The sequence below is a fragment of the Paracoccus homiensis genome (assembly GCF_900111675.1).
In the GTDB taxonomy this organism is placed as follows: domain Bacteria; phylum Pseudomonadota; class Alphaproteobacteria; order Rhodobacterales; family Rhodobacteraceae; genus Paracoccus; species Paracoccus homiensis.
On the sequence record NZ_FOHO01000015.1, the window covers coordinates 1 to 26372 of the forward strand.

Annotated in this window: 24 protein-coding genes; 17 read left to right on the forward strand and 7 right to left on the reverse strand. The window is 66.0% G+C overall.

Translation table 11 applies throughout. The annotated features are described in order from the left end of the window. Nucleotides 1-316: 316 nt before the first annotated feature. Entirely contained in the window at nucleotides 317-1078 is a 762-nt protein-coding gene (locus BMX67_RS15630) for an IS110 family RNA-guided transposase (protein ID WP_217645881.1), read from the forward strand. A 27-nt stretch (nucleotides 1079-1105) separates the two neighbouring features. Here the strand turns inward: BMX67_RS15630 and BMX67_RS15635 are convergent, their stop codons facing one another. Then, nucleotides 1106-2014, reverse strand: coding sequence for an Asd/ArgC dimerization domain-containing protein (locus BMX67_RS15635; RefSeq protein ID WP_175479939.1), 909 nt, complete (start codon nucleotides 2012-2014; stop codon nucleotides 1106-1108). 108 nt (nucleotides 2015-2122) lie between these two features. Between BMX67_RS15635 and BMX67_RS15640 the strand changes: the two genes are divergently transcribed. The 13 genes from BMX67_RS15640 to BMX67_RS15700 all read left to right on the forward strand — a co-directional run bounded on the left by BMX67_RS15640 (nucleotide 2123) and on the right by BMX67_RS15700 (nucleotide 16062). Further along, complete coding sequence (locus BMX67_RS15640) at nucleotides 2123-2872, forward strand: GntR family transcriptional regulator (protein WP_022708309.1); 750 nt, start codon at nucleotides 2123-2125, stop codon at nucleotides 2870-2872. Then, nucleotides 2869-4359: an ABC transporter substrate-binding protein gene (locus tag BMX67_RS15645; protein ID WP_090737023.1), complete on the forward strand. Its 1491-nt coding sequence runs from the start codon at nucleotides 2869-2871 to the stop codon at nucleotides 4357-4359. The genes BMX67_RS15640 and BMX67_RS15645 overlap by 4 nt, the downstream gene beginning before the upstream one ends. Further along, nucleotides 4359-5282, forward strand: a complete 924-nt coding sequence (locus BMX67_RS15650) for an ABC transporter permease (protein WP_022708311.1) — start codon at nucleotides 4359-4361, stop codon at nucleotides 5280-5282. The genes BMX67_RS15645 and BMX67_RS15650 overlap by 1 nt, the downstream gene beginning before the upstream one ends. Next, entirely contained in the window at nucleotides 5282-6121 is an 840-nt protein-coding gene (locus BMX67_RS15655; RefSeq protein WP_022708312.1) for an ABC transporter permease, read from the forward strand. The genes BMX67_RS15650 and BMX67_RS15655 overlap by 1 nt, the downstream gene beginning before the upstream one ends. Before the next feature lie 2 nt (nucleotides 6122-6123). Further along, the gene (locus BMX67_RS15660; RefSeq protein WP_090737025.1) at nucleotides 6124-6882 is read left to right on the forward strand and encodes an SDR family NAD(P)-dependent oxidoreductase; all 759 of its coding nucleotides are present in this window, start codon (nucleotides 6124-6126) and stop codon (nucleotides 6880-6882) included. Next, nucleotides 6879-7748 (forward strand): polysaccharide deacetylase family protein, encoded by an 870-nt coding sequence (locus BMX67_RS15665; protein WP_090737027.1) that lies wholly within the window; start codon nucleotides 6879-6881, stop codon nucleotides 7746-7748. Before BMX67_RS15660 ends, BMX67_RS15665 begins: the two co-directional genes overlap by 4 nt. Beyond that, complete coding sequence (locus tag BMX67_RS15670; protein ID WP_090737029.1) at nucleotides 7745-9313, forward strand: gamma-glutamyltransferase; 1569 nt, start codon at nucleotides 7745-7747, stop codon at nucleotides 9311-9313. Before BMX67_RS15665 ends, BMX67_RS15670 begins: the two co-directional genes overlap by 4 nt. Then, nucleotides 9310-10266 (forward strand): ABC transporter ATP-binding protein, encoded by a 957-nt coding sequence (locus tag BMX67_RS15675; RefSeq protein WP_022708316.1) that lies wholly within the window; start codon nucleotides 9310-9312, stop codon nucleotides 10264-10266. Before BMX67_RS15670 ends, BMX67_RS15675 begins: the two co-directional genes overlap by 4 nt. Then, complete coding sequence (locus BMX67_RS15680; protein WP_090737031.1) at nucleotides 10263-11222, forward strand: ABC transporter ATP-binding protein; 960 nt, start codon at nucleotides 10263-10265, stop codon at nucleotides 11220-11222. Before BMX67_RS15675 ends, BMX67_RS15680 begins: the two co-directional genes overlap by 4 nt. 155 nt (nucleotides 11223-11377) lie before the next feature. After that, nucleotides 11378-12877: an ABC transporter substrate-binding protein gene (locus BMX67_RS15685; protein WP_245739486.1), complete on the forward strand. Its 1500-nt coding sequence runs from the start codon at nucleotides 11378-11380 to the stop codon at nucleotides 12875-12877. A gap of 4 nt (nucleotides 12878-12881) precedes the next feature. Next, nucleotides 12882-13838 carry an ABC transporter permease gene (locus BMX67_RS15690; RefSeq protein ID WP_090737033.1) on the forward strand — a complete coding sequence of 319 codons (957 nt, stop codon included), beginning with the start codon at nucleotides 12882-12884 and terminating at the stop codon, nucleotides 13836-13838. Continuing rightward, nucleotides 13835-14674 (forward strand): ABC transporter permease, encoded by an 840-nt coding sequence (locus BMX67_RS15695; protein WP_090737035.1) that lies wholly within the window; start codon nucleotides 13835-13837, stop codon nucleotides 14672-14674. The genes BMX67_RS15690 and BMX67_RS15695 overlap by 4 nt, the downstream gene beginning before the upstream one ends. Further along, nucleotides 14671-16062 carry an ABC transporter ATP-binding protein gene (locus BMX67_RS15700; protein WP_090737037.1) on the forward strand — a complete coding sequence of 464 codons (1392 nt, stop codon included), beginning with the start codon at nucleotides 14671-14673 and terminating at the stop codon, nucleotides 16060-16062. Before BMX67_RS15695 ends, BMX67_RS15700 begins: the two co-directional genes overlap by 4 nt. Nucleotides 16063-16117: 55 nt before the next feature. Here the strand turns inward: BMX67_RS15700 and BMX67_RS15705 are convergent, their stop codons facing one another. The 3 genes from BMX67_RS15705 to BMX67_RS15715 form a co-directional block, all read right to left on the reverse strand. Further along, nucleotides 16118-16906, reverse strand: a complete 789-nt coding sequence (locus BMX67_RS15705; protein WP_022706079.1) for an ATP-binding cassette domain-containing protein — start codon at nucleotides 16904-16906, stop codon at nucleotides 16118-16120. Nucleotides 16907-16908: 2 nt separating this feature from the next. After that, nucleotides 16909-18033 (reverse strand): ABC transporter permease, encoded by a 1125-nt coding sequence (locus tag BMX67_RS15710; protein ID WP_090737039.1) that lies wholly within the window; start codon nucleotides 18031-18033, stop codon nucleotides 16909-16911. A gap of 70 nt (nucleotides 18034-18103) precedes the next feature. Then, a complete protein-coding gene (locus tag BMX67_RS15715; RefSeq protein WP_090737040.1) occupies nucleotides 18104-19042 on the reverse strand; it encodes a sugar ABC transporter substrate-binding protein in 939 nt (312 codons plus the stop codon). Nucleotides 19043-19211: 169 nt separating this feature from the next. On the opposite strand from BMX67_RS15715, the gene BMX67_RS15720 reads away from it, so the two are divergent. Beyond that, nucleotides 19212-20210: a LacI family DNA-binding transcriptional regulator gene (locus tag BMX67_RS15720; protein WP_090737042.1), complete on the forward strand. Its 999-nt coding sequence runs from the start codon at nucleotides 19212-19214 to the stop codon at nucleotides 20208-20210. A 37-nt stretch (nucleotides 20211-20247) separates the two neighbouring features. Here BMX67_RS15720 and BMX67_RS15725 read toward each other — a convergent pair whose 3' ends face one another. The 3 genes from BMX67_RS15725 to BMX67_RS15735 are packed head-to-tail and all read right to left on the reverse strand — an operon-like array spanning nucleotide 20248 to nucleotide 23406. Then, a complete protein-coding gene (locus BMX67_RS15725) occupies nucleotides 20248-21381 on the reverse strand; it encodes a Gfo/Idh/MocA family protein (RefSeq protein WP_090737044.1) in 1134 nt (377 codons plus the stop codon). A 10-nt stretch (nucleotides 21382-21391) separates the two neighbouring features. Next, on the reverse strand, nucleotides 21392-22285 hold the full coding sequence (locus BMX67_RS15730) for a sugar phosphate isomerase/epimerase family protein (protein ID WP_090737046.1): 894 nt from the start codon (nucleotides 22283-22285) through the stop codon (nucleotides 21392-21394). A gap of 17 nt (nucleotides 22286-22302) precedes the next feature. Continuing rightward, nucleotides 22303-23406, reverse strand: a complete 1104-nt coding sequence (locus BMX67_RS15735) for a Gfo/Idh/MocA family protein (RefSeq protein WP_090737048.1) — start codon at nucleotides 23404-23406, stop codon at nucleotides 22303-22305. A gap of 116 nt (nucleotides 23407-23522) precedes the next feature. Between BMX67_RS15735 and iolD the strand changes: the two genes are divergently transcribed. Continuing rightward, nucleotides 23523-25388, forward strand: coding sequence for a 3D-(3,5/4)-trihydroxycyclohexane-1,2-dione acylhydrolase (decyclizing) (iolD, locus tag BMX67_RS15740; protein WP_090737050.1), 1866 nt, complete (start codon nucleotides 23523-23525; stop codon nucleotides 25386-25388). Then, the gene (gene iolC / locus BMX67_RS15745; RefSeq protein ID WP_090737052.1) at nucleotides 25388-26368 is read left to right on the forward strand and encodes a 5-dehydro-2-deoxygluconokinase; all 981 of its coding nucleotides are present in this window, start codon (nucleotides 25388-25390) and stop codon (nucleotides 26366-26368) included. Before iolD ends, iolC begins: the two co-directional genes overlap by 1 nt. Nucleotides 26369-26372: the final 4 nt, after the last annotated feature.

A 26372-nucleotide genomic window follows, 5' to 3' on the forward strand; every position in this document is an offset into this window, starting at 1 on the left:
GGATACAGCGCTGAACACCTTGTGGCCTGACCGCGATCGCTAGCAGGCTGATCCCGCCTCTCTTCACCGTCTCGAACAGTCGACGGCGGCCCGTTTTGCGGGACCGCGAAGCATAAGGAAGAGAGAGTGATATGATGCCAGCAGCAGCCGTGATCGGCATAGATGTTTCCCGCGATTGGCTCGACGGCTTTTGTGCGTCGAGTGGGCGACGGCTCCGCCTGCCCAACACCGCGGCCGGCCATGCGGAACTTCTCACGCAGCTCCACGATTTGTCCCAGCCAGTGCGGGTCGGATTTAAGGCAACGGTCGGTCAGGAATGGGTGCTCCGGTCCACGCTTGTCGCGGCCGGGGTGGAGGCTGTGCAACTACCACCGGCACAGATCAAAGCCTTTGCCCTTTCCCGCGGGGCACACGGGCAAAGACCGACCGGATCGATGCCGAGTTCATCGCGAGGTTCATGCCATTCAGGCCTGAAGCCGGGCGGAAACTGCCGGGAGAGAACCTGCGTGTTCTCAGGGCACTAACAACACGCAGGGCGCAGGTGGTAGAAATGCGCAAACGGCTTTCTGCACAGATCGCGGCGCGCAGAAAGCAACAAGTCCCCGCCGATCTCAAGGGCATGGATGCCAGCCTCATGGCAATGCTGGACGCTCAGATCGGTGACCTTGAGCAGCGGATCAAAGGCGTCATCGAGCAGGAGGCAGCGTCGGCGGCAAAGGCAAGGCTTCTGCTGTCCATCCCCGGGATTGGCCCCGTCTCTGCGGCCATGCTGATCGCGGAAATGCCGGAACTCGGGCGGATGACATCCGGTGAAGCTGCGGCGATGACCGGCCTTGCTCCCATCCCGCACGACAGTGGCGCAATGCGGGGCAAGAGGGCAATCGCCGGAGGACGGCGCGCATTGAGACATGTCCTGTTCCAGGCCGCACTGGCTGCAGCCTCTCACAACCCCGTTCTGAAGCCAGTCGCACAGGCCCTCAAAATACACGGGAAACCCCACAAGCTGGTCATCGTCGCCATCGCTCGAAGGCTGGTTACAATCGCAAACGCCATCCTCAAAACCGGCATCCCCTGGTAACCCCTGCCCGACAGCTGAACACAGTTGCTAAAGGCTGGTCGCGATCCGCGCCATCAGTCCCGTCGTGGCCGCGCGCAGGTTGTCGCCGCGCAGCGAGAGTTTCAGCCAGCCATCATCGCCTTGGTCAATGGCCGCGACGGTGCACAGGGTCTGATCGCTTGCGGTCTCGGGCTTCCAGATGGGCAGGTCCAGGGTGGCAACTGGCAGCTGAATGCCGGGTGTGGCGGCCAGTGCCTGCTGAACATCCCGCACCTTTGCAGTTGCTTTCAGGCGGATCATCAATGACAGGGTGTGGCCCCGCCAGACGGGCACGCGGGTGGCGATGCAGCTGACCGGGAAGGCGGCGTCGAACAATGTCTTCAGTTCGGATTCCAGCGCCATCGCTTCGCCAGGCAAGGATGACACCACGTTGTCATGCGCCAGATAGGCCGGCATTCCGGGCAGGTCGGTGCCGCTGACGGCTTGCAGGGTGGTCACATGCACCGCCTCGATCCTGAAGCTTTGGTGCAATTGCGCAAGGGGGGCAGCGCACATTGCCGTGGTGCAGTTGGGCGTGGACAGAAGCTGATGCCCCCGGGTGTCGGGCAGCGGCAATCCCGGCGCCAGCAGCAGTCCGGCCTGACGCGCATATTCGCAATGCGAGACGATCCGTGCGCCCCGCTGCAAGTGCTGCCGCTCGATCGCTTCGGCGCCGTCATCGGGCAGGAAGGACAGGATCAGATCACCGGCGGCCTTGGCCTCGGGTGCAAGAATGGGCTGGTGAAGGGCAAAGTCTCGGGCGTCCGGATTGGCGAACCACGGGACATGACGGGCGGATTCGCCGTGGCGGTGGTCATGCAGGCTGACGATTTCGACGGATGATTCGCGCAGCAGTCGCGCGATCAGATGCTGACCCAGCAGGCCCAATGCCCCAAGAACAGACAGTTTTTTGGTCACGACAACCTCCACTTAAGATTTCTCTTGCCATATAAGAAATGTCATCACACCATAACTGACATGTTAAAGCGAGCGGTATGACATTTCATGTATGATCCAAGCTCTCCCATGCTGCGTTCGGGCCTGTCGGATGGCGGGCTTCCCAGCCCCGACGCCAAGTCCCGCTTTGCCGAGGACCGGATGCTTGCCGCCACCATCTGGTGCGAGATCGCGCCCGGCGAGGTCATCACTGAGGCCGACGCGATGGAGCGTTTCGGCCTGTCGCGCGCCGCGGCCCGTGCGGGGCTGATGCGGCTGGGCTTTGACGGCTGGGCATCGCCCAAGGCGCGCATGGGGTGGGAGGTGCTGCCGATCACCGGCCAGCTGATCGGCGACGTGCTGTCGGCCCGCCGCATCGTCGAACCCGGCCTTGCCCATGTGCGCCTGACCGACGCCGCCCTGACTGAGATGGAGCAGATCCACGACATCCTGAAGGCGCTGTCGCGCGGTGGCGACGATGCCGCGGTCAGCGCGGTGCGTCTGCATGTGGACCGGATCGACGGGCTGCTTCTGGGGGCGATCAACCCTTTTACCGCGCGCCACCTGCGCAAGCTGTGGCACCATTCCGCGCGGATCACCCATTTCCTGGAAGGTGACAGCGGCACGCTGTTCCGCCGGGACGACGTGTCAGACCTGGTGGGGGCGGTGCTGCAACGCGACGCCGCCGGCATCGAGCGCGCGCGACTGGCGCTGATCGATGCGCAGGAACGCTATTTCCTTCGCCAGCTTCTGAAGAACGACGCGCCGCTGATGCCGGGCAGCGGGCTGGCGGCGCGCAACAACCACGAAAACGCTGCGACCAACAGGAGACCTCAATGACCCCCAAGCTCAACCTGCTGCTGGCCAGTGTCGCAGCCGCCACCCTTGCACTGCCCGCGATGGCCAAGGACCTGACCGTCGATTTGTCGGGCGAGCCGTCCTCGCTGGACCCGCAGGTGCAATGGAACCCCGACAGCTACTATGTCTATCGCAACATCTTCGACAACCTGGTCACGCGCGACAATGACGGCAATATCGTGCCGCAGATCGCGACCGCGTGGGAACAGGTCAGCGATACCGAGATGCTGCTGACCCTGCGCGACGACGTGACCTTCCATGACGGCCAGAAGCTGACGGCCGAGGATGTGGTCTTTTCCGTCCAGCGCATCACCGACCCGGAATTCGCCTCGCCGCAGCTGGGCCAGTTCAACCAGATCGCATCCGCCGAGGCGGTCGATGACGTGACCGTCAAGCTGACCACCGACGGCCCCTATCCGGCGCTGATGGCGCAGCTGGTCAAGCTGTCGGTCGTGCCCAAGCACGTGGTCGAGGAAGTCGGCGCCGAGGCGTTCAACGCGGCCCCCGTGGGGTCCGGCCCCTACAAGTTCGAGGGCTGGGATCGTGGCGTGTCCGTCACGCTGACCCGCAACGACGATTACTGGGGCGAGGCGGGTCCGTTCGAGGGCGCGACCTTCCGCGCCGTGCCCGATGCCGCGACGCGCCTTGCGAACCTGCAGGCGGGCACCGCCGATCTGGTCGTGGGTCTGGACAGCGACGGCGCCGCGCAGCTGGAAGGTCAGGGCGACGTCAAGGCGCTGTCCGCCCCGACCGAGCGTGTGGCCTATCTGGGCCTGAACCTGGACAAGCCGCCCTTCAACGATCCCGAACTGCGCAAGGCCGCCAGCATGGTGATCGACAACCAAGGCATCACCGAAGGTCTGCTGGGTGCCGGCGAGGTGCCGATGGCGCAATTGGCCTCGCCCGCGCATTTCGGCTATGCCGAGGCGATCGAGCCCTGGGTCTTCGATCCCGATGCCGCCAAGGAAATCGTGTCGGCCAAGGCGGATATCGCCGCGACCCCCGCGACCTTCGCCACCGCGCCGGTCTTTGACCAGCGCATCGTGCAGGCGCTGCAGCAGATGCTGAACGACGTGGGCTTCAACGTCTCGATCAGCGTGACGGACATGCCGACCTATCTGAACATCGTGCGGTCCGAGCCTGCGGATAACGCGGAACTCAGCTTCGGTCGCTGGTCCTGCGCCTGTCAGGATGCGGACGGCATCGCCTATCCGCTGCTGCATTCCGAAAGCGCATGGAGCCGCGTGAACGACCCGGAACTGGACAAGCTACTGGACGAGGCGCGCGTGTCGCTGGACCCCGAAGTGCGTCAGGACGCCTATGCCAAGGCCCACCAGATGGTGCGCGACAATTACTACGTCCTGCCGATGTATCAGGCGGCGGTGCTGTATGGCGCGTCGGCGGATCTGGATTTCACGCCGACCGCCAATGAGAGCATGTTCCTCAACCGCATGAGCTGGTCCGAGTGATGTCCGCCTTCCTTCTGAAACGCTTGCTTCAGGCAATGGTCACGGCGTTCGGCGTCATCACGCTGGTGTTCTTCATCCAGCGCCTGACCGGCGATCCGACCGCCCTGTTGCTGCCCGAAACGGCGACGCAGGAGGATTTCGAGGCCATGCGCAGCGCGCTTGGCTTCGACCGGCCCCTGATCGAACAGTACATCGCCTTCCTTGGCGACATGCTGCGCTTCGACCTGGGCCGGTCCTATATCCAGAACGCCCCGGTGGCCGAGATCCTGGCAAGCCGCATCCCCCAGACCCTGCAACTGGCGGGGGGCGCGCTGCTGGTGGCATTCGCCATCGGTCTGCCCGCGGGCGTCGTCATGGCGCTGACGCGGGGGCGGGCGATCTCTCGCTGGATCATGGGCGTCGTGCTGGCCTGCCAGTCGATGCCCACCTTCTGGAGCGGGATCATGATGATCCTCGTCTTCGGGGTCTGGCTGAAATGGCTGCCGCCTTCGGGCACCGGCACGCTGGCGCATCTGGTGATGCCCTCGATCGCGCTTGGGCTTCTGTCGCTGGCGACCTATGCGCGGATCACGCGGTCCGCCGTCATCGACGAGCTTGGCCGCGACTATGTCCGCTCGGCCCGTGCGCGGGGGGTCCGGACACCCCGGCTGGTCCGGCGGCACCTGCTGCGCAATTCGGCCATTCCGGTCGTGTCGATCACGGCGCTGGAAATCTCGCAGCTGCTGGCGGGCGCGGTGATCGTCGAGACGGTATTCGCCTGGCCTGGGCTGGGGCAGCTGACGGTGCAATCCGTCGCCTCGCGCGATTTCGCGGTGGTGCAGGCGGTCGTGCTGCTGGGGGCCTTCGCCACGATCTTCGCCAACCTCGCCGCCGACATCCTGTACTCGGTGATCGACCCGCGCGTGCGTCTGGGGGGCCAGTGATGAGCGTTGCCGCAACCCGTCTGCCCGCCCGCATCCTGCCCTGGTGGCCCGCGATCCTGCTGGGCGCGATGGTGCTGGTCGCGATCTTCGCGCCGCTTCTGGCGCCGATGGACCCCGACCGCCAGAACCTGCTGGCCCGCCTGAAGGTGCCGGGCTTCGAGAGCCGGGGCGCCACCAACTGGCTGGGCACGGACGAGCTGGGCCGCGACATCCTCAGCCGCCTGATCCACGGTGCGCGGGTGTCGATTTCCGTGGCCGTCCTGTCGGTGCTGCTGTCGGGGGTCGTGGGCATCACCGTCGGCATGCTGGCCGGATACCTGCGCGGCTGGACCGAGACCGTGCTGATGCGGCTGGTCGACATCTTCCTGTCGATCCCCGCGATTTTGCTGGCGATCATCACCGTGGCGGTGCTTGGGCCGGGCTTCTTCAACGTGATCCTGGTCCTCGCGCTGACGCGGTGGCCGCGCTATGCCCGCGTGGCCTATGGCCAGACGCTGTCGGTCGCCCGCCAGCCCTTCGTGACCCTTGCGCGGTCGATGGGCTGTTCGGTCCCGCGCGCGCTGCTGCGCCACATCCTGCCCAACATCATCGGGCCGATCCTGGTCGTGGCCACGCTGGAATTCGGGCTGATGGTCCTGTTCGAGGCGGGCCTGTCATTTCTGGGCCTCGGCGTGCAGCCGCCCACCGCAAGCTGGGGCGCGATGCTGTCCACGGGCCGCAACTATGTCGCGACGGCCTGGTGGATCGCCACCTTCCCGGGGCTTGCCCTGTTCATGCTGGTGCTGTCGGCCAACCTGATTGGCGACCGCCTGAGCGACATCATTGGAAAAGGACGCTGAGAATGCATTTCGGAACCGCCTTCGAGGGCAAGCGCGTGGTCGTCACCGGTGCCAGCGGCATCATGGGCCGCGCCCTGGCCGAACAGTTCGAGGCCAACGGCGCGATCGTCTGCCGGACCGATCTGAACGTGGACGGAATGCCCGGCTTTGCCGTCGCCGCCGATCTGACCGAGGATGCCGGGCTGGATCACCTGCTGGCCGCCGTTGCCGCCGAATGGGGGGCGCCGGACGTGGTGATCAACAATGCCGCGCTCTATCCGTCTGCGTTCATGCTGGACATGGAGGTCGCGGATTGGGACCGGATCATGTCCGTGAACCTGCGCGCGCCCTTCGTGCTGACGCGCGGCTTCGCGCTGCAGATGATCAAGGCGGGCGTCAGGGGCAATGTCATCAACATCTCGTCGGGGGCGGCGCGCAAGATGCGGCGCACGATGGTGACCTATTGCATGTCCAAGACCGCGCTGGACCGCCTGACCAAGGGTTTCGCGCTGGAACTGGCCGAATTCGGGATCCGCGTGAACGCGCTGGAACCGGGATTCGCGGCGGGCAGCGCGGTGTCCAGCCTGCCCAAGGAGCATGTCGACCGCGTGATGGCGAACATCCCCCTTGGCCACGAAACCACCGCCGAGGATGTGGGCAATGCCGCGCTGTACCTTGCATCCGATGCGGCCCGCAACGTGACCGGCGCGACCCTGTCGGTCGATGGCGGCAATTCGGCGGGCAGCCTCGATGTCTATCAGGACAAGAAGTCGCCGCTATGATCTGGTCGCCTGCGCCATATCCCTGGCCCGAGGGCAAGCGCGCCGCCGCGTGTTTCAGCGTCGATGTGGACGCGGTCTCGCCCTATCTGTGGGCCACGCGGAACGCACGGCCCGAAACCATCGCCGTGCCCGAACATCGCATGGCGGGGATGCGGCGCGGGCTGTCGCGGATGACCGACATGCTGGCGCGTCTGGACCTGCGAGGCAGCTTCTTCGTGCCGGCGGTCGTCGCGCGCGAGAACCCCGACCTGCTGCCCGGCCTTGTCGAGCGCGGCCACGAGATCGCGCTGCATGGCGACTGGCACGAACTGGTCGGCGACATCTCGGACCAGCAGTTCACCGATGCGCTGGAGGGCTCGATCCAGCTGTTCGTCGCGCAGACCGGCCAGCGCCCCGAGGGCTTCCGGTCGCCCGCATGGGAGATGACGCCCCACATGCTGCGCGAACTGCGGCGTCTGGAGCTGTGGGATTCCTCGCTGATGGGCGAGGACGTGCCCTATACCATCGGCGGCGTGACCGAGCTGCCGGTGCGGTGGGATATCGACGACGCGATCTTCTTCAAGTTCCTGGGCGCGGGCGATCGCGCGCCGCGGTCCCATATCGAGATCGGCGAGCGTTGGCAGTCCGAGGCCCGCTCCGCCCGCCGTCACGGCAGCCTGTTCATGCTGACCGTCCATGACTGGATCAGCGGCCGCCCCGCCCGCATCGACATGCTGGAGGATCTGTGGCGCATGATCGCCCACAGCGACGACATCTGGCGCCCCACCTGCGGAGAGCTGGCGCAGCATCATCGCGGCCTGACCGATCAGCCCGACTTCCCGCTGCCGCAGCTTCCCGTCCATACCACCAAGGGATCACCGCAATGAACGAACAACCAGTCATTCGCGGCGGCGCGCAGGCCTGGTCGCTGAGCAAGCCGCAGGTCGCAGGCGCCCGGGGCATCGTCGTGGCACAGCACCGCGAGGCCGCGCAGATCGGCGCGAACATCCTGTCGCAGGGCGGCAACGCGATGGACGCCGCCATCGCCACCGCGCTGGTCCTGTCGGTGGTCGAGCCCTGGCTGTCGGGCATCGGCGGCGGCGGCTTCCTGCTGCACGCGGCGGCCGACGGCACGGTCGATGCGCTGGATTTCAACCTGATGTCGCCGCAGGGGCTGGACCCCGCCGACTATCCGCTTGCGGGCGGCTCGGACGGCGACTGGTTCGACTGGCCCGCCGTGCGCGACAACCGCAACATCACGGGCGGATCGTCGATCTGCACGCCGGGGGCGGTCGCGGGCTTTGCCGCGGCGCTGGAACGTTTCGGCACCATGTCCTGGGCCGATATCGTGGCCCCCGCAGCCCAGATCGCGGCCCGTGGCATGACGGTCGACTGGTTCGCGGACCTGGCCTTTGCCGTGGATCGCACGAACCTTCTGGGCAACTCGGCGGCGACGATGCTGTTCCTGGACCCCGACCTTCGGCAGCCGCATCCCGATACGGCCTCGGCCACCGTTCTGCCCATGCCGAAGAAGGCCGCCGTCCTGCGCCGACTGGCCCAGCACGGCCCCCGCGAATTCTACGAGGGGGAAACCGCCGACCTGATGCTGCAGGACCTGGCGCAGGACGGATCCTGCCTCAGCGCCAAGGATTTGCGCGATTACAACGTGGTATGGCAGAAACCTCAGGTTCAGGATTACCGCGACCGGCAGATCTGCGTCATCCCCGGCTTGTCCGGCGGGCCAAGCCTGCTGCGGGCGCTGTCGCATCTTCAGGACCGGCAGATCGGCACGCTGTCCGATGCGGAACAATCGGCGGCCCATGCGGTCGCCTGCCGCGAGGCCTATGAGTACCGGCTGAAGACGTTGGGCCACGCCGCCGCGACCGAGGATTGCACCAGCCACCTGTCGGTGATCGACGCGCAGGGGAACATGGTTTCGCTGACCAACACGCTGCTGTCGCGCTTCGGGTCCAAGGTGGTGCTGCCGCAGACCGATATCGTGATGAACAACGGCATGATGTGGTTCGATCCGCGCCGCGGGCAACCGAACTCGATCGCGCCGGGGGTCAAGCCGCTGGCCAACATGTCGCCGGTGATCGCGCTGCGCGATGGCCGCCCCGAGATTGCGCTTGGCGCGGCGGGCGGGCGGCAGATCTTCCCGGCGGTGCTGCAGATCCTGTCGCATCTGATCGACCGGGGCGATACGCCGGAAACCGCGATGGCCCGTCCGCGCATCGATGCCAGCACGGCGACGATCCTGGTGGACCGGCGCGCGGCGGCGGATGTGGCGACCGCGATCAGCGAACATCACCCGGTGCAGCTGACCGACGACACCGTCTATCCGGTGCAGTTCGCGATCCCCTCGCTGGTGCAGGCGGGGCAGGGCGACGGCATGGCGGCGGGCGCCGCGCATCCGGTCAGCCCCTGGGCCGCAGCGGTGGCCGCGCCATGAGCCTGCTGGAGGTCACGGATCTTGCGGTCGCAGCCGGATCGCTGCAACTGGTCGATGGCGTCACGCTGGACGTCCGCCCGGGCGAGGTCGTCGCGCTGGTCGGCGAGAGCGGCTCGGGGAAATCGCTGACGGCGCTGTCGGTGATCGGGCTTCTGGCCGACAGCCTGCGCATCACGCGCGGCAGCATCCGCTTTGACGGGGTGCCGGTTCATGGCGCGGGCGGGCAGGACATGGCCGATCTGCGCGGCAACGGGCTGGCGATGATCTTCCAGGAACCTGTGTCATCCTTGAACCCGCTGATGCCCATCGGCGCGCAGGTCGCCGAGAGCCTGATCGTCCATGGCCGCGCCTCGGCCGCCGATGCCGCGCAGCAGGCGGTGCGCATGCTGGGTCGCGTGGGCATTCCCGATCCCGAACGCCGGGCGCATCAATTGCCAGCGGAACTGTCGGGCGGCATGTGCCAGCGGGTGATGATCGCGGCGGCGCTGATATCGCGGCCCCGGCTGCTGATTGCGGACGAGCCGACGACCGCGTTGGACGTGACCATCCAGGCGCAGATCCTGGACCTGATCCGCGACCTGGCCGAGGAAGAGGGCACCGCTGTCCTGATGATCACCCACGACATGGGGATCGTGGCCGAAATGGCCGACCGCGTCTGCGTGATGTATGGCGGGCGCGTGGTTGAACAGGGCGACGTGCACGACATCTTCCGCCAGCCGCGCCACCCCTATACCGCGATGCTGCTGCGCACCATTCCGCGCCTGGACCATCCGCCGAAGCAGGAACTGTTCGCCATTCCGGGCAATGTCCCCAGCCCCCGGAACTGGCCGCAGGGCTGCCGCTTCAAGACCCGCTGCGACCGCGCGACGGCGCAATGCGACGCCACGCCCGCCCTGTCCGAGGGCGCGCATCGCGTGGCCTGCTTCCACCCCCTGTCCGAGGGAATGACATGACCGCGCTTCTGGAATTGCAGGACCTCAAGGTGCATTTTCCGGGCAGGGGCGGGCGTTCCGCCCCCGTCACCCGCGCCGTGGACGGGGTCAGCCTGACCATCCACCAGGGCGAGACCGTCGCCGTCGTCGGCGAATCCGGCTGCGGCAAGTCCACGACCGGCAACGCAGCACTTGGGCTGGCCCCCGTCACGGGTGGCCGCATCCTGTTCGAGGGGCGCGACCTTGCCACCCTGCGCCCGGCCGAGCGTCGCGCGCTGTGGCAGCAGATGCAGGTGGTGTTCCAGGACCCGGTCTCGGCGCTGAACCCGCGCATGTCGATCGCCCGTTCCATCGCGGAACCGCTGGTCATCAACGGCTGGCCCGCCGACAAGGTGCGCGCCCGCGTGGATGAGCTGATGGAGCTGGTCGGCCTGAACCCCGACCAGCGCGACCGCCGCCCCACCGCGTTGTCGGGCGGTCAGCGGCAGCGCGTCGTGATCGCGCGGGCGCTTGCGCTGTCCCCGAAACTGGTCATCTGCGACGAGCCTGTCAGTGCGCTGGATGTGTCCATCCAGAGCCAGATCCTGAACCTGCTGCTGCGGCTGCAGCGCGATCTGGGGCTGAGCTATCTGTTCATCTCGCATGATCTCAGCGTGGTGCGGCATATCGCGGACCGCGTCTGCGTGATGTATCTGGGCATCGTGGTCGAGGAAGGCCCCGTGACCGAGGTCTTCGCGCATCCGCATCACCCCTATACCCGCGCGCTGATCAGCGCGATCCCGCGCCCCGACGTGTCGCGCAGGGATCGCGGGTCGCGCATCCTGCTGAAGGGCGACCTGCCCAGCCCGTTGAACCCGCCCCCCGGCTGCCCGTTTTCGACCCGATGCCCCAAGGCGATGCCGGAATGTTCCGCGGCGCGTCCGCCATTGGAACAAATCGGCAAGGATCGGCAGGTCCGCTGTATCGCGCCGGACTAAGCGTTCGGCCCCGGCGGCGTATTGCGCATCCGGGGCGTCGGTTGGCACGGTCCAATTTAAGTTATGGTATATCGTCGCACCCTCTGGTAGCAGCGGCGCGATTCTTTCGATAGCCATTGCGGAGACCTTTCGTGCCGAGATCCATCAGCGCTGCTGTGTGCATTGCAGCCATCACCGTCGCGACGCCTGTTCTGGCCGAGACCAGAACCGACGTGACCGTCGCCTCACCCTGGGAAATCGCCAGCTATGATCCGACCGTGTCAGGGTCGATCGTCATGGCGCTGGAAATCATGGAGACGCTGGTCGATGCCGATGAAGCCGGGACGCTGCGCCCCGGACTTGCGACCGACTGGACGGTGTCAGATGACGGTCTGACATGGGAGTTCACGCTGCGGGACGGGGTGTCGTTCCATGATGGATCCGCCTTCGACGCGCAGGCGGCTGTCTTTGCGCTGACCCGTGCTTGGGAACAGCCCGGGATCTTGCAGAAATCGCCGATCAACGGGATTTTCGAACAGGATGGCAAGGTCGTCATCACCTTGGAAACGCCCTTCACCGCCCTGCCGTCGCTGTTGACGCATTCCACGACGATCATTCCCGCGCCTGCGGCCTTTGACGATAAAGGCAGCCCCAGCGCCTTGATCGGCACCGGCCCCTTCAAAGTGACGAAGTTCATGCCGCCGCAAAGCGTCGCAATGGCGCGGTTCGACGATTACTGGGGGGAAAAGGCGAAACTGGAAACGGCGACCTATCTGGCCGCCAGCCGCGCCGAGACCCGCGCCCTGCTGGCCGAAAGCGGCGATGCGGATCTGGTGTTCACCTTCGACGCTTCTGGGTACAGCCATTTGCAGCATGTCGATACGATCACGACCACCGCCGTGCCGATCCCGCGGGCCGTGCTGATGAAGGTCAACGCGTCGCATCCGTTCTTCGAAGATGTTCGCGCCCGCGAGGCGCTGAGCCTTGCGACACCGCGGGCAGGGATCGCGAAATCGATCACCCGCTTTCCTGAATCGGCGGCAACCCAGCTGTTTCCGCCCGCGCTCAGCGATTGGCACTCGGCCGATCTTGAACCTCTGGCGACCGATATTGACGCCGCATCCGCTTTGCTGGCCGAACTGGGCTGGAAGCCGGGCGACGATGGTATCCTGACCCGCGATGGAGAGCGTTTCGAGATCCAGTTGCGCACGTTCCCGGATCGTCCCGAACTGCCGCTGATCGCGACTGCCTTGCAGGATACCTGGCGCACGATCGGAATCGACCTGGAAGTCAGCGTCGCCAGCTATTCCGAGATTCCGAAGGGCCATCAGGACGGATCGCTGGAGGTCGGATTGTTCGCGCGCAACTATGGCCTGACGCCTGACCCGATCGGCCCCGTGACCGAGGATTTCGGTGCCGAGGGGGGCGATTGGGGCGCGATGGGCTGGACCAATCTGCCCGTGGCCGAGGCCATTCAGATCGTCGCCTCGACCGATGATCCGCAGGCCCGCGCCGCAGGCATCGCGACCGTCACCCAGGCCTTGCATCGCGAATTGCCGGTCATTCCCGTGGTCTGGTACGAACATACCGTGTCCGTCGCGAATGGGCTTGAGGGCGTGATCATCGACCCGCTGCAGCGCAGCTATGGTCTGAGCGAGATGTTCTGGGCCGAGTGATCTGATGACACCATTTGCAAAAGCAGCGCTTGCCACCCTTGCCACGCGCGGGGTGCAGGCGATTATCGTGGCCTTGATCGTCGGCATTGTCAGCTTTGCCATGATGCAGGCCCTGCCGGGGGATGCGGCCTATCGCATCGCGGCCGGGCGCTATGGCTATGACATGATGGACGCCGCCTCGGCCGAGGCGGTGCGTATCGAACTGGGCCTGGATCAGCCTGCTCTGGTCCAGATGTGGACCTGGCTGAAGGCGCTGGCACAGTTCGATCTGGGCACCTCGGCGGTCTACGGCACCTCTGTCGCCGAAGAAATCGGCGCGCAGCTTGGCTATTCGCTGCTGCTGGCGGCGGGGGCGGTCATCACATCGCTGTTGATTGCGCTGCCGGTCGGCATCGTCACGGGGCTGCGTCCCGGTGGGGTTCTGGACCGGATGACGCTGGCGGTGTCGATCTTCCTGCGGGCCATCCCGGCCTTTGCGCTGGGGATCGTCCTAGTGCTGGTCTTTGCCGTGCAGTTGAAGCTGTTTCCGGTCGCCGGGTTCAAGGGGGCCTCGAACCTTGTGCTGCCGTCGCTGACACTTGGGCTGGGGCTGGCCGCCGTGTCGAACCGCGTCGTCCGCGACGCCGTGGCCGAGGCGATGAGTGCGGACTGGCGCCTGTTCGCCCGCACCAAAGGCCTGTCCGCGCGACTGACGCTGACCCGGCATGTGCTGCGCAACGCCTCTGTTCCGGTCGTCGCCTATATCGGGGTGCAGCTGGCCTATCTGATCGAAGGCGTCGTGATCGTGGAGTCGGTCTTTGCCTGGCCGGGTATCGGTCATGCGCTGGTTCACGCGATCTTCGGGCGCGATATCGCGATGGTACAGGGCACCGCCTTGGTGCTGGGACTGACCTATGTGGCGCTGAACCTGTGCATCGACCTTGCCTGCCGGGGCATTGATCCAAGGGGGCGTGCGGCATGAGCAACCAGACTGACATGATGATCGAGGCCATCGCGCCGACCACATCGCGCCGCCTTCCCGTGTCGCGCCTTGTCGGCTTTGCCCTGCTGGCCCTGTTGGCGGTGGCGGCCATCGGCGGGCCAGACCTGATCGGCAAGGACCCGGCCAAGCAATCGCTGCTGGATACGTTGCAGGGGCCCAGTGCGGAACATCCCCTTGGCACCGACAATCTTGGGCGCGACATGACCGCAAGGCTGCTGTCGGGCGCGCAATTGTCGCTGTCGCTGGCGTTTCTGTCGGTGATCACCGCCGGCCTGCCGGGCACGCTGCTGGGCGTTGTCGCCGCATGGTTCGGTGGCTGGACCGACCGGCTGCTAGGGGCCTTTGCCGATGCGGTTCTGGCCTTGCCGGGTCTGCTGCTGGTGCTGATGCTTGCGGCGATCTCTCCGGGATCGTGGTGGGCGCTGTATGCGGGGATCTCGCTGACGCTGTGGGTGGATTATTTCCGCTATACCCGGCAGCGTGCGCGTATCGTTCTGGCCGAACCCTCGGTCGAGGCGTCGCGTCTGCTGGGTCTTGGACCGTGGTTGCTGATCCGCCGCCACCTGATCCCGGAAATCGGGCCGGGCCTGCTGACCATCGCCGCCTTCGGGGCCGCGACCGCGGTCACGGCCGTTGCCGCGCTTGGCTTTGTCAGCGTCGGCGTGCGCCCGCCCACCGCGGAATGGGGCGTGATGATGACAGAATTGCTGCCCTATTGGCGCGAAGCGCCCTTCCTGATCCTGCAACCGGTGGGCTGTCTGGTGCTGACCGTCCTGGCCCTTCATCTGTCCGTCGGAGGGCTGCGCCGCTCATGACATATTCCATCGAAGTCGAAGCCTTGTCGGTCTTTGCCGGGACCACGCTCCTGATGGGGCCGGTCAGCTTTTCGGTCGCGCCGGGTGGCACATTGGTCATCATGGGCGAAACCGGCGCGGGCAAAAGCCTGATCGCGCAGGCCATTCTGGGCACGTTGCCTGGCGCCCTGCGGTCCGAAGGCAGGATCACCGTGAACGGGCGGCGGGTCGATACCCTGGCCGCAACCCAGCGTGCGGCAATGTGGGGTCATGAACTGGCGACCCTGCCGCAGGAACCGTGGCGGGCGTTGGATCCGTTGATGCGCGCGTTTCGTCAGGTCGCGGAATCCCATCGTTTCGTCGCGGGCACATCGCGGGCAGAGGCGCGTCGGGAAACCGTCGACGCCTTTGCCGCGCTGGGTCTGACCGGGGCCGAGGATCGTTTGCCGGGCGCCTTGTCGGGCGGCATGGCGCAGCGCGTCGCCTTTGCGGCGGCGACGGCCGCCAAGGCGCCGATCCTGATGGCCGATGAGCCGACGAAGGGGCTGGATGCGGCCCGTCATGCGAAGGTGGTCGATCTGCTGGCCCGCGTGCCCGCATCGGGCGGCACCCTCTTGGCGATCACGCATGAGGTGGCGGTCACCCGGCGTCTGGGCGGCCATGTCATCGTCCTGCGCGAGGGGCAATTGGTCGAGCAGGGGCCCGCAGATCAGGTGCTGACAGCGCCCGCCGATCCCTATACCCGCAGCCTGCTGCATGCCGATCCGCAATTCTGGGACAAGGCACAATCGCATCCGGCGGGCGACATCGTTCTGACGGCGAAGGCTGTCGATGTCGTTCGGGGCGGGAAGCGGCTGATCAGCGGCTTTGACCTGGAATTGCGTCAGGGCGAACGGGTCGCGCTGACCGGTCCCAGCGGCATCGGCAAGACGACGCTGTTGGACGCGCTGGCGGGTTTGTTGCCGCCGGTTGCCGGGTCCGTGCTGCGCGCCAGGTCGCTGTCGGCCCATGCCGTGCAAAAGCTGTATCAGGACCCGCCGGCGGCGTTTCCGACACGGATTCCGCTGGACCGGTCGCTGCGCGATGTCGCGCGGCTGCACGGATCGGATTGGCAGGTCGTGTTGCGGACGCTGGAAAATCTGGGCGTTCACCCCTCGCTTCTGTCGCGGCGTCCCGATGAGGTTTCGGGCGGCGAATTGCAGCGGATCTCGATCGCGCGGGCCTTGTCGGTGCGGCCCAAGGTGCTGTTGGCGGATGAGCCGACCTCGCGCCTGGATCCGATCACCCAGAAAGAGACGCTGAAGATGCTGGAACGTGTCGGCGCCCAGGAAAACATTGCCATGGTGCTGGTGACGCATGATCGTCATATCGCCGAGAAATGGGCCGATCGCGTGATCCAGTTGGCGTGAATCACAACCGCCTGCGGCGCGTATTCCGCCGCAGGCCATTCCGTTTGGGGGGCCGTCAGACGGTCCCGCCCAGGCTGCCCTCCAGCGCGGCCAGTTCCTGACCGCCCGCCATCATGTCCTGCAGTTCCTCGGGGGTGATCTGCCCGCGCTGCGCGGTGCCAAGCGTCTGGCCCCGGTTCAGCACCGTGAAGCGGTCGCCTACCGCCATCGCATGGCGCACGTTATGGGTGATGAACACGACCGCGATGCCCTGCTTGCGCACCTTGTCGATCGTCGCCAGCACATTCGCCGTCTGACGCACGCCAAGCGCGCTGGTCGGCTCGTCCAGGATCAGCACCTTCGCGCCGAAATGCACGGCGCGCGCGATGGCAACGGTCTGACGCTCGCCGCCCGACAGGGTACCCACCGCCTGATCGGGGCTGCGCAGGTTGATGCCCATCTTGCGCATCTCCTCCATCGTCACGCGGTTGGCGTAATCGTGGTCGAAGAACCTGAACGGGCCGACCTTCTTTTCGGGCTCGTTGCCCATGAAGAAGTTGCGGCTGACCGACATCAGCGGGATCATCGCCAGATGCTGGTGGACGGTGGCGATCCCCGCGGCGATGGCATCGCGCGGATCGTTGAAATGCATCGGGCGGCCTTCGAACAGGATCTGGCCGTGGGTCGGCTTGTGGACCCCCGACATGGTCTTGATGAAGGTCGATTTGCCCGCACCGTTATCGCCCAGAAGGCAATGGCATTCGCCGGGAAAGATGTCGACCGAGACGCCGGCCAGCGCGATCACGCTGCCGAAATGCTTCTCGATATCGGTCATCTGGATGATCGGAGCGTTCCCGTTGGTCATGATCAGCGCTCTCCGGTGATGATGCGGCGGATATTGGTGTTCAGGATCACGGCGCCCAGCAGGATCACCCCCAGGAACACCCGGAAGAGCGAGCTTTCGACATCCGCGAAGAACAGGCCCTGCTGGACGACGCCGAAGATCAGCGCCCCAAGCGCCGCCCCTATGACCGAGCCGTAGCCGCCGGTCAGCAACGCGCCGCCGATGACCACCGCGATGATCGCCTCGAATTCCTTCAGAAGCCCGCGATCGGCGCCTGCGGATCCGAACTCCATCACCTGGCAGACGGCAAAGACCGTCGCGCAGAAGGCGGTGAACATGAACATCAGGATCTTGACCTTGTTGACGGGCACGCCGGAATTGCGCGCGGCCTCGGCATCGCCGCCTGCGGCGAAGATCCAGTTGCCGAATTTCGTGCGCGTCAGGACGACATGGCCGAAGACGATCAGGACCAGCGCCCAGACGATCAGCATGGGGATGCCGTCGACCACCGGCTGACCCGCGCGGGTGCCGCGATCGAACACCGAGATCAGCCCCATGTCGCCCAGCCAGACGAACAGCCCGCCCAGGATCTTGCCGCCGAACGCCGCAGCCAGCCAATCGCCCTGCGCCGCGTCGCGGATGCCGCCGATGATGGTCTTCCGCTCGATCGTCTGGGGCAGGAAGATGGTGAAGCCGCGCAGGATGAACAGGAAGGCCAGCGTCACGATGAAGCTGGGCAGGCCCGTGCGCACCACGATCCAGCCGTTCAGCGCCCCGATCGCCATGCAAAGCGCGAAGGTCGCAAGGATCGCCATCCACATCGGCCAGCCAAGCGTGACGCCCAGGATCGCGATGATCATGCCCGCGAAGCCGATCATCGAGCCGACCGACAGGTCGAATTCGCCCGCGATCATCAGCAGGCAGGCGCCGACCGCGATGATCATGAACTGCGCCGAGACGACCGCCCAGTTCATCACGCCCTGGCTGTTGAACATGCCGCTGTCGAATGCGAACAGCAGGAAGAAGGTGAAGACCGCGACCGTGCCGACCATGCCGCCCAGTTCGGGCCGGATCAGCGCGCGGCGCAGGGCCGATATTTCCTTGATCCGCTCGTCCTGCGACGGCGAAGTTGAAGCTGCGTCGCCCATCAGCGCGCTCCTGTCGATGTTGCTTGTGGGAAAGGGGCGCCCGATGGCCGGGCGCCCGGATCGTCGCGGCTCAGCGATACTCGCCGGCGAACTGCTCGACCTTCTCGAGGCCCTCTGCGGTCACGAAGCCCGGACCCGCATTGATGTTGTTGCCCGGAAGCACGCCATAGCGGTGATAGTTGGTCATGATCACGACCGGCAGATAGGCCTGCAGGAAGGGCTGCTGGTCGATGCCCCATTCGATGACGCCGGACTTGATCGCCTTCACGATTTCCTCGCCCAGGTCGAAGGTGCCGAAATAGATGTCGCCCGCCATGCCGTTCTCCTCCAGCGCCAGCAGGGTCGGATCGGCCGAGACGGGTCCGAGCGTCAGGATCGCGTCGGTATCGGGATTGGCCGACAGATAGGCCAGTACGCGGTTCTTGATTTCCGCAGGGTCGGCGCCGCTGTCCAGCATCGAGGTGCCCAGATCGATTCCCAGCCCGTCGGCAAAGCCCTGGCAGCGCTCGGCCAGGGTCGGCTGCTGGATGGCGTGGTTCACACAGAGGAAGGATTGCACGCCGTCGCCCTTGGCGCGCTGACCGGCGGCAAGGCCCGCATCGTATTCGGGCTGGCCCACATACATCAGGGCGCCGACCTCGCGGGCCTGCTCGCCGGTGCCGGTGTTCATGATGATCACGTCGACGCCCGAGGCCACGGCATCCATGATCGGCTGCTTCAGCACGTCGTAATCGGCCAGCGTGGTGATGATGCCGTTCGGCCCCGAGGCTGCGGCCTGTTCGATGATGCGCGCCATGTCCGCGATGTCGCCGGTGGGCGGGTTGCGGTACTCGACCTCGACATCCAGCTGTTCACCGGCAAGGGCGATGCCGTTCTTGATGGTGTTCCACCAGCTGTCGCTGTCGGGGGCGTGGCTGACAAGGATGTATTTCTCGCCCTCGGCCATTGCGGCGACGGGGGCCGGGGCGATCGCGGCGGCGATCAGAAGCGTGCGAACCGTTCTCTTCATTGAACCCTCCCAGATTCGGTATGCGAGCAAGGCGTTCGGCCTTTCCTCCGCCGATGATGAAACCATATCGCGCGCCATTTTGCAACCGGTTGCAATCAACCTTGCCAAAATCTAATGTGCAAGCCTGCACTGACAGGGTATCGGAATGCCAAATCGCAGCGGAGCCGTCATGGTCGTCACATTGAAAGAGGTCGCGGAACGCGCGGGCGTCAGCCGCTCGGCCGTGTCGCGTGCCTTCACGCCCGGCGCCTCGGTCAGCGACAAGACCCGCCGCAAGGTTGAAAAGGCCGCAAGGGATCTGGGCTACAGCCCGAACGCGCTGGCCTCGTCGCTGACGACGGGGCGGACGCGGATGATCGGGCTGGTGTCGAACAACTTCCACAACCCGATCTTCCTGACCGTCTTTGACCAGTTCACGCGCGGCCTGCAGGCGCGGGGCCTGCGCCCCTTGCTGGTCAACCTGACCGACGAGGTGGAACCGGCGAATTCCGTCCGCATGCTGCGACAGTATTCGGTGGATGCGGTGATGGTCGCGTCATCGACCCTGCCGCCCGAATTCTCGCAGGCGTTCCGCGATGCGGGCGTCCCGGTGGTCAACGCCTTCGGGCGATATTCCAGCGCCCCGGACGTGCATGTCGTGGGGATCGACAACGTCGAATGCGGGCGCATGGCGGCGCGGACGCTGATTGCGCGGGGCTATGTCGATCTGGCCTTTCTGGGCGGACCCGAGGGTGCGACCTCGACCCAGGACCGGCAGGCAGGGTTCCTATCGGAACTGGCGGCGCATCCGGACGTGCGCGTCACCTGCAGCCATGCGCGCGCCTACAGCTTCGAGGCCGGGCGCGAACGGATGCAGCAGCTGCTGAGGGACCGACCCGCGCAGGCCTATTTCTGCGGCGACGACGTGCTGTCCATCGGGGCGATCTCGGCCATTTCGGATGCGGGCCTGTCGGTGCCGGGCGATATCGGCATCATCGGGCTGAACGACATGGAGGTCGCGGGCTGGGAGAACATCGCCCTGACGACCATCCGCCAGCCCATCCGCGAGATCGTGAATTCCTCGATCGAGCTGATGGTGGCGACGATGGACGATCCCGACCGCTATCCCGAGGCGCGGCTGTTCCCTTGCAGTATCGTCGAGCGCAAGACCCTGCGCCCGCTGCCGTAACCGGGGTGGGGCGGCCCCGAAGGACCGCCCGCATCGTTCATCGGAAGATCGAGGGGCGGGCCTCGACCCATTCGCCCTGGCGCTTGGCGGACGCCACGGCGGCATGGACCGCCGCCATCGACCGGACCCCATCCGCCGCAAGGGGCAGCCCGTCGCGGTCATGACCCGCGATCGCATCGGCCAGATCGCAATAGATGTTAGCCACTGCCAGCGGGAAGCCCTCGGGATGGGCGATGGCCACGCGGCTGAGACGCTGCGCATCGGCGTGCAGGCCGCCTTCGCCCTTCTCGATGATCTGCGTCCGACCGCCGACGGGCGTATGGATCAGCTGGTTCGGCTGTTCCGATGCCCAACGCAGCCCGCCGGTTTCCCCGAAGATCTGGATGTCGAAGCCGTGCTGCCGCCCGATCGCGACCGAGGATGTCCAGAGACGCCCGACCGTGCCGCCCTCCATCCGGAAGTTGACCATGGCGTCGTCTTCCAGTTCCCGGCTGGGAATGGTCGAGGCGAAATCCGCCGACAGCCGTTCGACCTGATCGTCGGCGATGAAGCTGGCCATGTGCAGCGCGTGGATGCCGCAATCCGCGAACTGGCCCGACACCCCCGCCATCGCGGGATCATAGCGCCAGCGGACGCGCGGATTGTCCGCATCGGTCGCATCGCCGTGATGGCCGTGGCTGAAATTCGTCACGACCAGCCGGACCTTGCCGATCTCTCCGTTGCGGACCATCGCGCGGGCCTGCCGGACCATCGGATAGGCCGAATAGCAATAGTTGACCGCACAGATCTTGCCCGTTTCGCGGGCGATGCGGACGATCTCTTCGCCCTCCTCGACGGTCATGGTCATCGGCTTTTCGCAAAGCACGTTGAAGCCGGCCTGTAGGAACGCCTTGGTGATCTCGAAATGGGTCGAGTTGGGCGTGGCGACGGTCACAAGGTCGATGCGGTCGTCGCGATTGCGCTCACCCTCCAGCATCTCCTCCCAGCCGCCATAGGCGCGGTCGGCGGCGATGCCCAGCCGGGTCGCGTATTCGCGCCCGATCTCGGGGCGGTGGTCCAGCGCGCCCGCGACAAAGTCGAAGCGGCTGTCTGCAAGGGCGCCCAGACGGTGCGCCGGGCCGATCTGGCTGCCTTCGCCGCCGCCGATCATGCCCCATTTCAGTTTCGTCATGGCCTGCCCCCTATTTGAAGCCGATTGATTCAAGGTATTCGCGATTGGCGCGGCTGTCCTCCATGGGGGTCACGTCCATGGTCGGATCGCAATCCTGTTCGACCGTGCACCAGCCCTGGAAGCCCGCATCCAGCAGCACCTGCCGGACCGCCGGGAAATCGACATCGCCCTGACCCAGCCTGCAGAAGATGCCCTGACCGCAGGCGTCGTAGAAGCCGGTGCGGTTCTGGATCACCGATGCCTTCACTTTCGGGTCGATATCCTTGAAATGCATGTAGGAAATGCGATCCATGTGGCGCTTCATGAAACCAATTGGATCGAAGCCCGCATAGGAATGATGGCCGGTATCGAAGCAGATCTTCAGGATCTTCTCGTCGACCTCGTTCAGCAGGCGTTCCAGTTCGGGTTCGAAATCCATGAAGCCCGCGGCGTGGGCGTGGATGCCGACGGTCAGGCCGTATTCCTCGGTGCCGATGCGGGCGGATTCCGCGATGCGGTCGCGGAAGGACTGCCATTCGGCGCGGTCCATCTGCTCGGCCTCGGAGGCGCGTCCGGCGGTCGGCGCGCGGCGCGGCGAGATGGAATCGATCAGCACCATGTGCTGCGCGCCATGCGCCTTCAGCGCGCGGGCGGTGCGGTGGGTGGCGTCCAGCACCTCGTCCCACGCGGCGGGGTCGTGATAGGGGCGGAAGACCACGCCGCCGATCAGTTCCAGGTCATGTTCGGCCAGCGCATCCGCCAGCACCGCGGGATCTTCGGGCATGAAGCCGACGGGGCCAAGCTCGATCCCCTTGTAGCCGGCCTGGGCGCATTCCTTCAGCACCTGCCGCCAATCGGGATTGCGCGGGTCACCGGCAAATTCCACACCCCAGCTGCAGGGCGCGTTTCCGATACGAATGCTCATCTGGTGTTCTCCGGTGATCAGATGTCTTGAATGTCGATCCAGCGGCGGTCGCTGGCGGATCGCAGGGCGGCCTGGACGACGCGCGTCACCTCCAGCCCGTCGCGGAAGGTCGGCCAGACGGGGTGTCCCGTCTCGATCGCCTTCAGGAAATCGCGCGCCTCGATGATGATCTGGTCCTGGTATCCGGTGCCGTGGCCCGGCCCCAGGCAGAAGGGCTGATAGTCGGGATGCGCGGGGCCGGTCAGGATCTTGGTGAAGCCGCGCATCGCCTCGTCTCCTTCCATCCGGTACAGCCAGATCGCGTTCTGGTCTTCCTGATCGAAGCGGATCGCGCCCTTGGTCCCGGAGATTTCATAGGCATAGCCCATCTTGCGCCCTGTCGCGATGCGCGAGAAATACATCTGCCCCATCGCGCCATTGTCGAAGCGGACCATCATCTGGGCGTGGTCGTCATTCGTCACCTCGCCGCCGGGGCGGGTGGGGTGGACGGTCTCGATCTCGGCCATGACGCTGGCGATGGGGCCCAGCAGGGCAAGGGCGCCGTTGATCATGTGCGGGGCCAGATCGCCCATGGTGCCGTTCGCCATGCCCGTCGTGCGCCATGTCGCGGGGGCCTGCGGGTCGGCATAGAAATCCTCGGTATGTTCACCGCGGAACATGGTCACCTGGCCGATCACGCCATCCGCGATAAGCTTGCGCGCATATTGGCTGGCGGGCGTGCGGATATAGTTGAAGCCGATCATGTTGGCCTGGCCGCTCGCCTCGGCGGCGGCGACCATCGCGCGGCTGTCCTCCAGCCCGGCGCCAAGGGGTTTCTCGCAGAAGACCGGCTTGCCAAGGGCAAAGGCGGCCTCGGCGATCTGGCGGTGCGTGTCCTGCGGCGTGGCGATCACGATGGCCTCGACCCGTGGGTCGTTCACCAGTTCGCGCCAATCCGCCGTCGCGCGGGCAAAGCCGTATTCGCGTCGGTATCGTTCCGCGCTGTCCGGGCGCGAGGCGCAGATCATCTCCAGTCGTGGCCGCAGCGTCGTGGCAAAGACCGCGCCGACCGCCGCCATCGCGACCGAATGCGCCTTGCCCATATAGCCGCCGCCAAGAATCCCAATTCCGATTTCGCGCAACTTTCGTCCCCTCCCCGAAAATCAAATTGCAACCGGTTGCAAAAGTTGTATCGTCAGATTCGACCACCTGCAAGATGCAATCACCCCAAGGCTGCAAGATTAACGAGGCCAGCACCATGACCCAACCGACCATCCGCCTGACCACGGCGCAGGCCATCATCCGCTGGCTGGCGAACCAGTACATTCAGATCGACGGGGCCGAGCATCGCGTCTGCGGCGGCGGTTTCGGCATCTTCGGCCACGGCAACGTGACCTGCCTGGGCGAGGCGCTGAACACCATGCGCGAGGAACTGCCGCTGTATCGCGGGCAGAACGAACAGAGCATGGGCTTTGCCGCCGCAGGCTATGCCAAGCAGTGGCTGCGCCAGCGGTTCATGTTCTGCACGGCATCGGCGGGGCCGGGCACCTCGAACCTGCTGACCGCGGCGGCGCTGGCCCATGCCAACCGGCTGCCGATGCTGTTGCTGTGCGGCGACAGCTTCGTGACGCGTCTGCCCGATCCCGTCCTGCAGCAGATGGAGAATTTCAACGACCCCACCTTCGGCGTGAACGACGCCTTCAAGCCGGTGACGCGGTACTGGGACCGGATCGCGCATCCCGCGCAGATCCTGCAATCGCTGCCCAACGCGCTGGCGACGATGCTGGACCCGGCCGATTGCGGGCCCGCCTTCATCGGGCTGCATCAGGATGTGCAGGGCTGGACTTACGATTATCCGGCGGTCTTCTTCGAAAAGAAGGTCCACCGCATCCGCCGCCAGACGCCGGACCAGGCCGAGATCGCGGATGCCATCGCGCTGCTGTCGGGTGCCAAACGGCCCATGATCATCGCGGGCGGGGGCGTGCAGTATTCCCGCGCGGTGGCCGAACTGACCGCCCTGGCCGAGGCGCATGACATCCCGGTGGTCGAAACCATCGCGGGCCGCGCCAACATGCTGGACACACATCCGCTGAATATCGGGCCGATCGGGGTCACCGGATCGGACAGCGCCAACGCCATCGCGGTGAAGGCCGACGTGATCCTTGCGGTCGGCACGCGGCTTCAGGATTTCACCACCGGGTCTTGGACGGCCTTCGCGCAGGACGCGCGCTTCGTATCGGTGAACGCGGCGCGGCACGATGCCAGCAAGCATCTGTCGCTGCCCGTGGTGGGCGACGCGAAGCTGTCGCTGACCGCGCTGCACGCAGCCCTGGGCGGATACCGCGCCCCGACCGAATGGGTGGATTTCGCCAAGGCCGAACGCGCGAAATGGAACGATTACGTGGCCGAGAATACTCGCGCGGGGAACGGGCCGAACAGCTATGCGCAGGCCATCGGGATCGTGAACGCGCTGTGCGACAGCCGCGACCGGATCGTGGCGGCGGCAGGCGGTCTGCCCGCCGAGGTCACGGCCAACTGGCGCACGCTGGACACCGGCACGGTCGATGTGGAATTCGGCTTCAGCTGCATGGGTTATGAAATCGCGGGCGCATGGGGCGCGCGCATCGCGCAGGCGCAGCAGGAACCGGATCAGGACACCATCACCTTCTGCGGGGACGGCTCCTATCTGATGCTGAACTCGGACATCTACAGCTCGGTCCTCAGCGACAAGAAGCTGATCGTGATGCTGTTGGACAATGGCGGCTTCGCGGTCATCAACAAGCTGCAGAACAACACCGGCAATGACAGCTTCAACAACCTGATCGCGGATTGCCCGACCGTGACCCGCCCCTTCGGCGTCGATTTCGCGGCCCATGCCGCGGCGATGGGCGCCACCGCCGAGCGGGTCGAAAACCCCGCCGAGCTGGCCCAAGCCTTCAAGCGCGCCAAGGCCAGCGACCGCACCTATGTCATCGTGATGAACGTCGATGCCTACGAGGGTTGGACCAAGCAGGGCCATGCCTGGTGGGAGGTCGGCACCCCCCATGTCACCGACAGCGACAAGGTGCGCCAGGCGCATCTGGACTGGGAATCGGGCCGCGCGAACCAGCGGAGGGGCGTCTGATGCAGGCGCTTCTGGACGCCATCGCGAAGCGCAGCTTCGTGGTCTTCGGGCGGGCGGGGATGGACCTGTTCGCCGCCACGCCGGGCGTGAAATCCGAAGATGCCGGGATGTTCCAGGCCGATCTGGGCGGTTCCTCGGCCAATATCTGCGCGGGTCTGGTCAAGCTGGGCTGTCGCGCGGCGTTGGTGACCAGCGTATCGGACGACGCGGTCGGGCGCTTTGCCGTCAACCGGTTGCGGCATTACGGGGTCGACACGACCCATCTGCAGGTGGTGGGGGGCGAATACCGCCTGTCGCTGGCGGTCTATGAAAGCCGGATCGAGGATTTCCAGAACGTCATCTATCGCAACGGCGCCGTCGATTTCCAGGTGACGCCGCAGGATGTCGAGCGCGTCGATTACGCCGCTTTCGGCGCGCTGATCACCGCGGGCACCGTCCTTGCCGCCGATCCCGCACGCGAGGCGACGTTCCACGCCTTCGACCTTGCGCGTCGTGCAGGGCTGCCGATCATCTTCGACATCGACTATCGCCCCTATTCCTGGCCCTCGCCCGAGGTCGCGGCGCAGGTCTTGTCGCGGGCCGGTGCCGAAAGCGACATGATCGTCGGCAATGACGAGGAATTCGGCTTCATGGCGGGCGGGATCGACAAGGGTCTGGCCAAGGCGCGCGAACTGGCGGCCCAAGGCAAGCTGGTCGTCTACAAGATGGGCCATCAGGGCGCGATCACCTTCGCGGACGGGCAGGAGATCCGCACCGGCATCTTCCCGGTGACCGCGATCAAGCCCAACGGCGCGGGCGACAGCTTCATGGCGGGGCTGCTGGCGGGGATCGCCGATGGCCGCCCCCTGCGCGAGGCCGTGTTGCGCGGTTCGGCCTGCGCCTCGATCGTGGTGTCGCGCCCCGGATGCGCGCCCGCCATGCCCGATACCCAAGGATTGAACGAATTCCTGGCCGCCCATCCGGGCGCGACGGATTGCTGAAGGA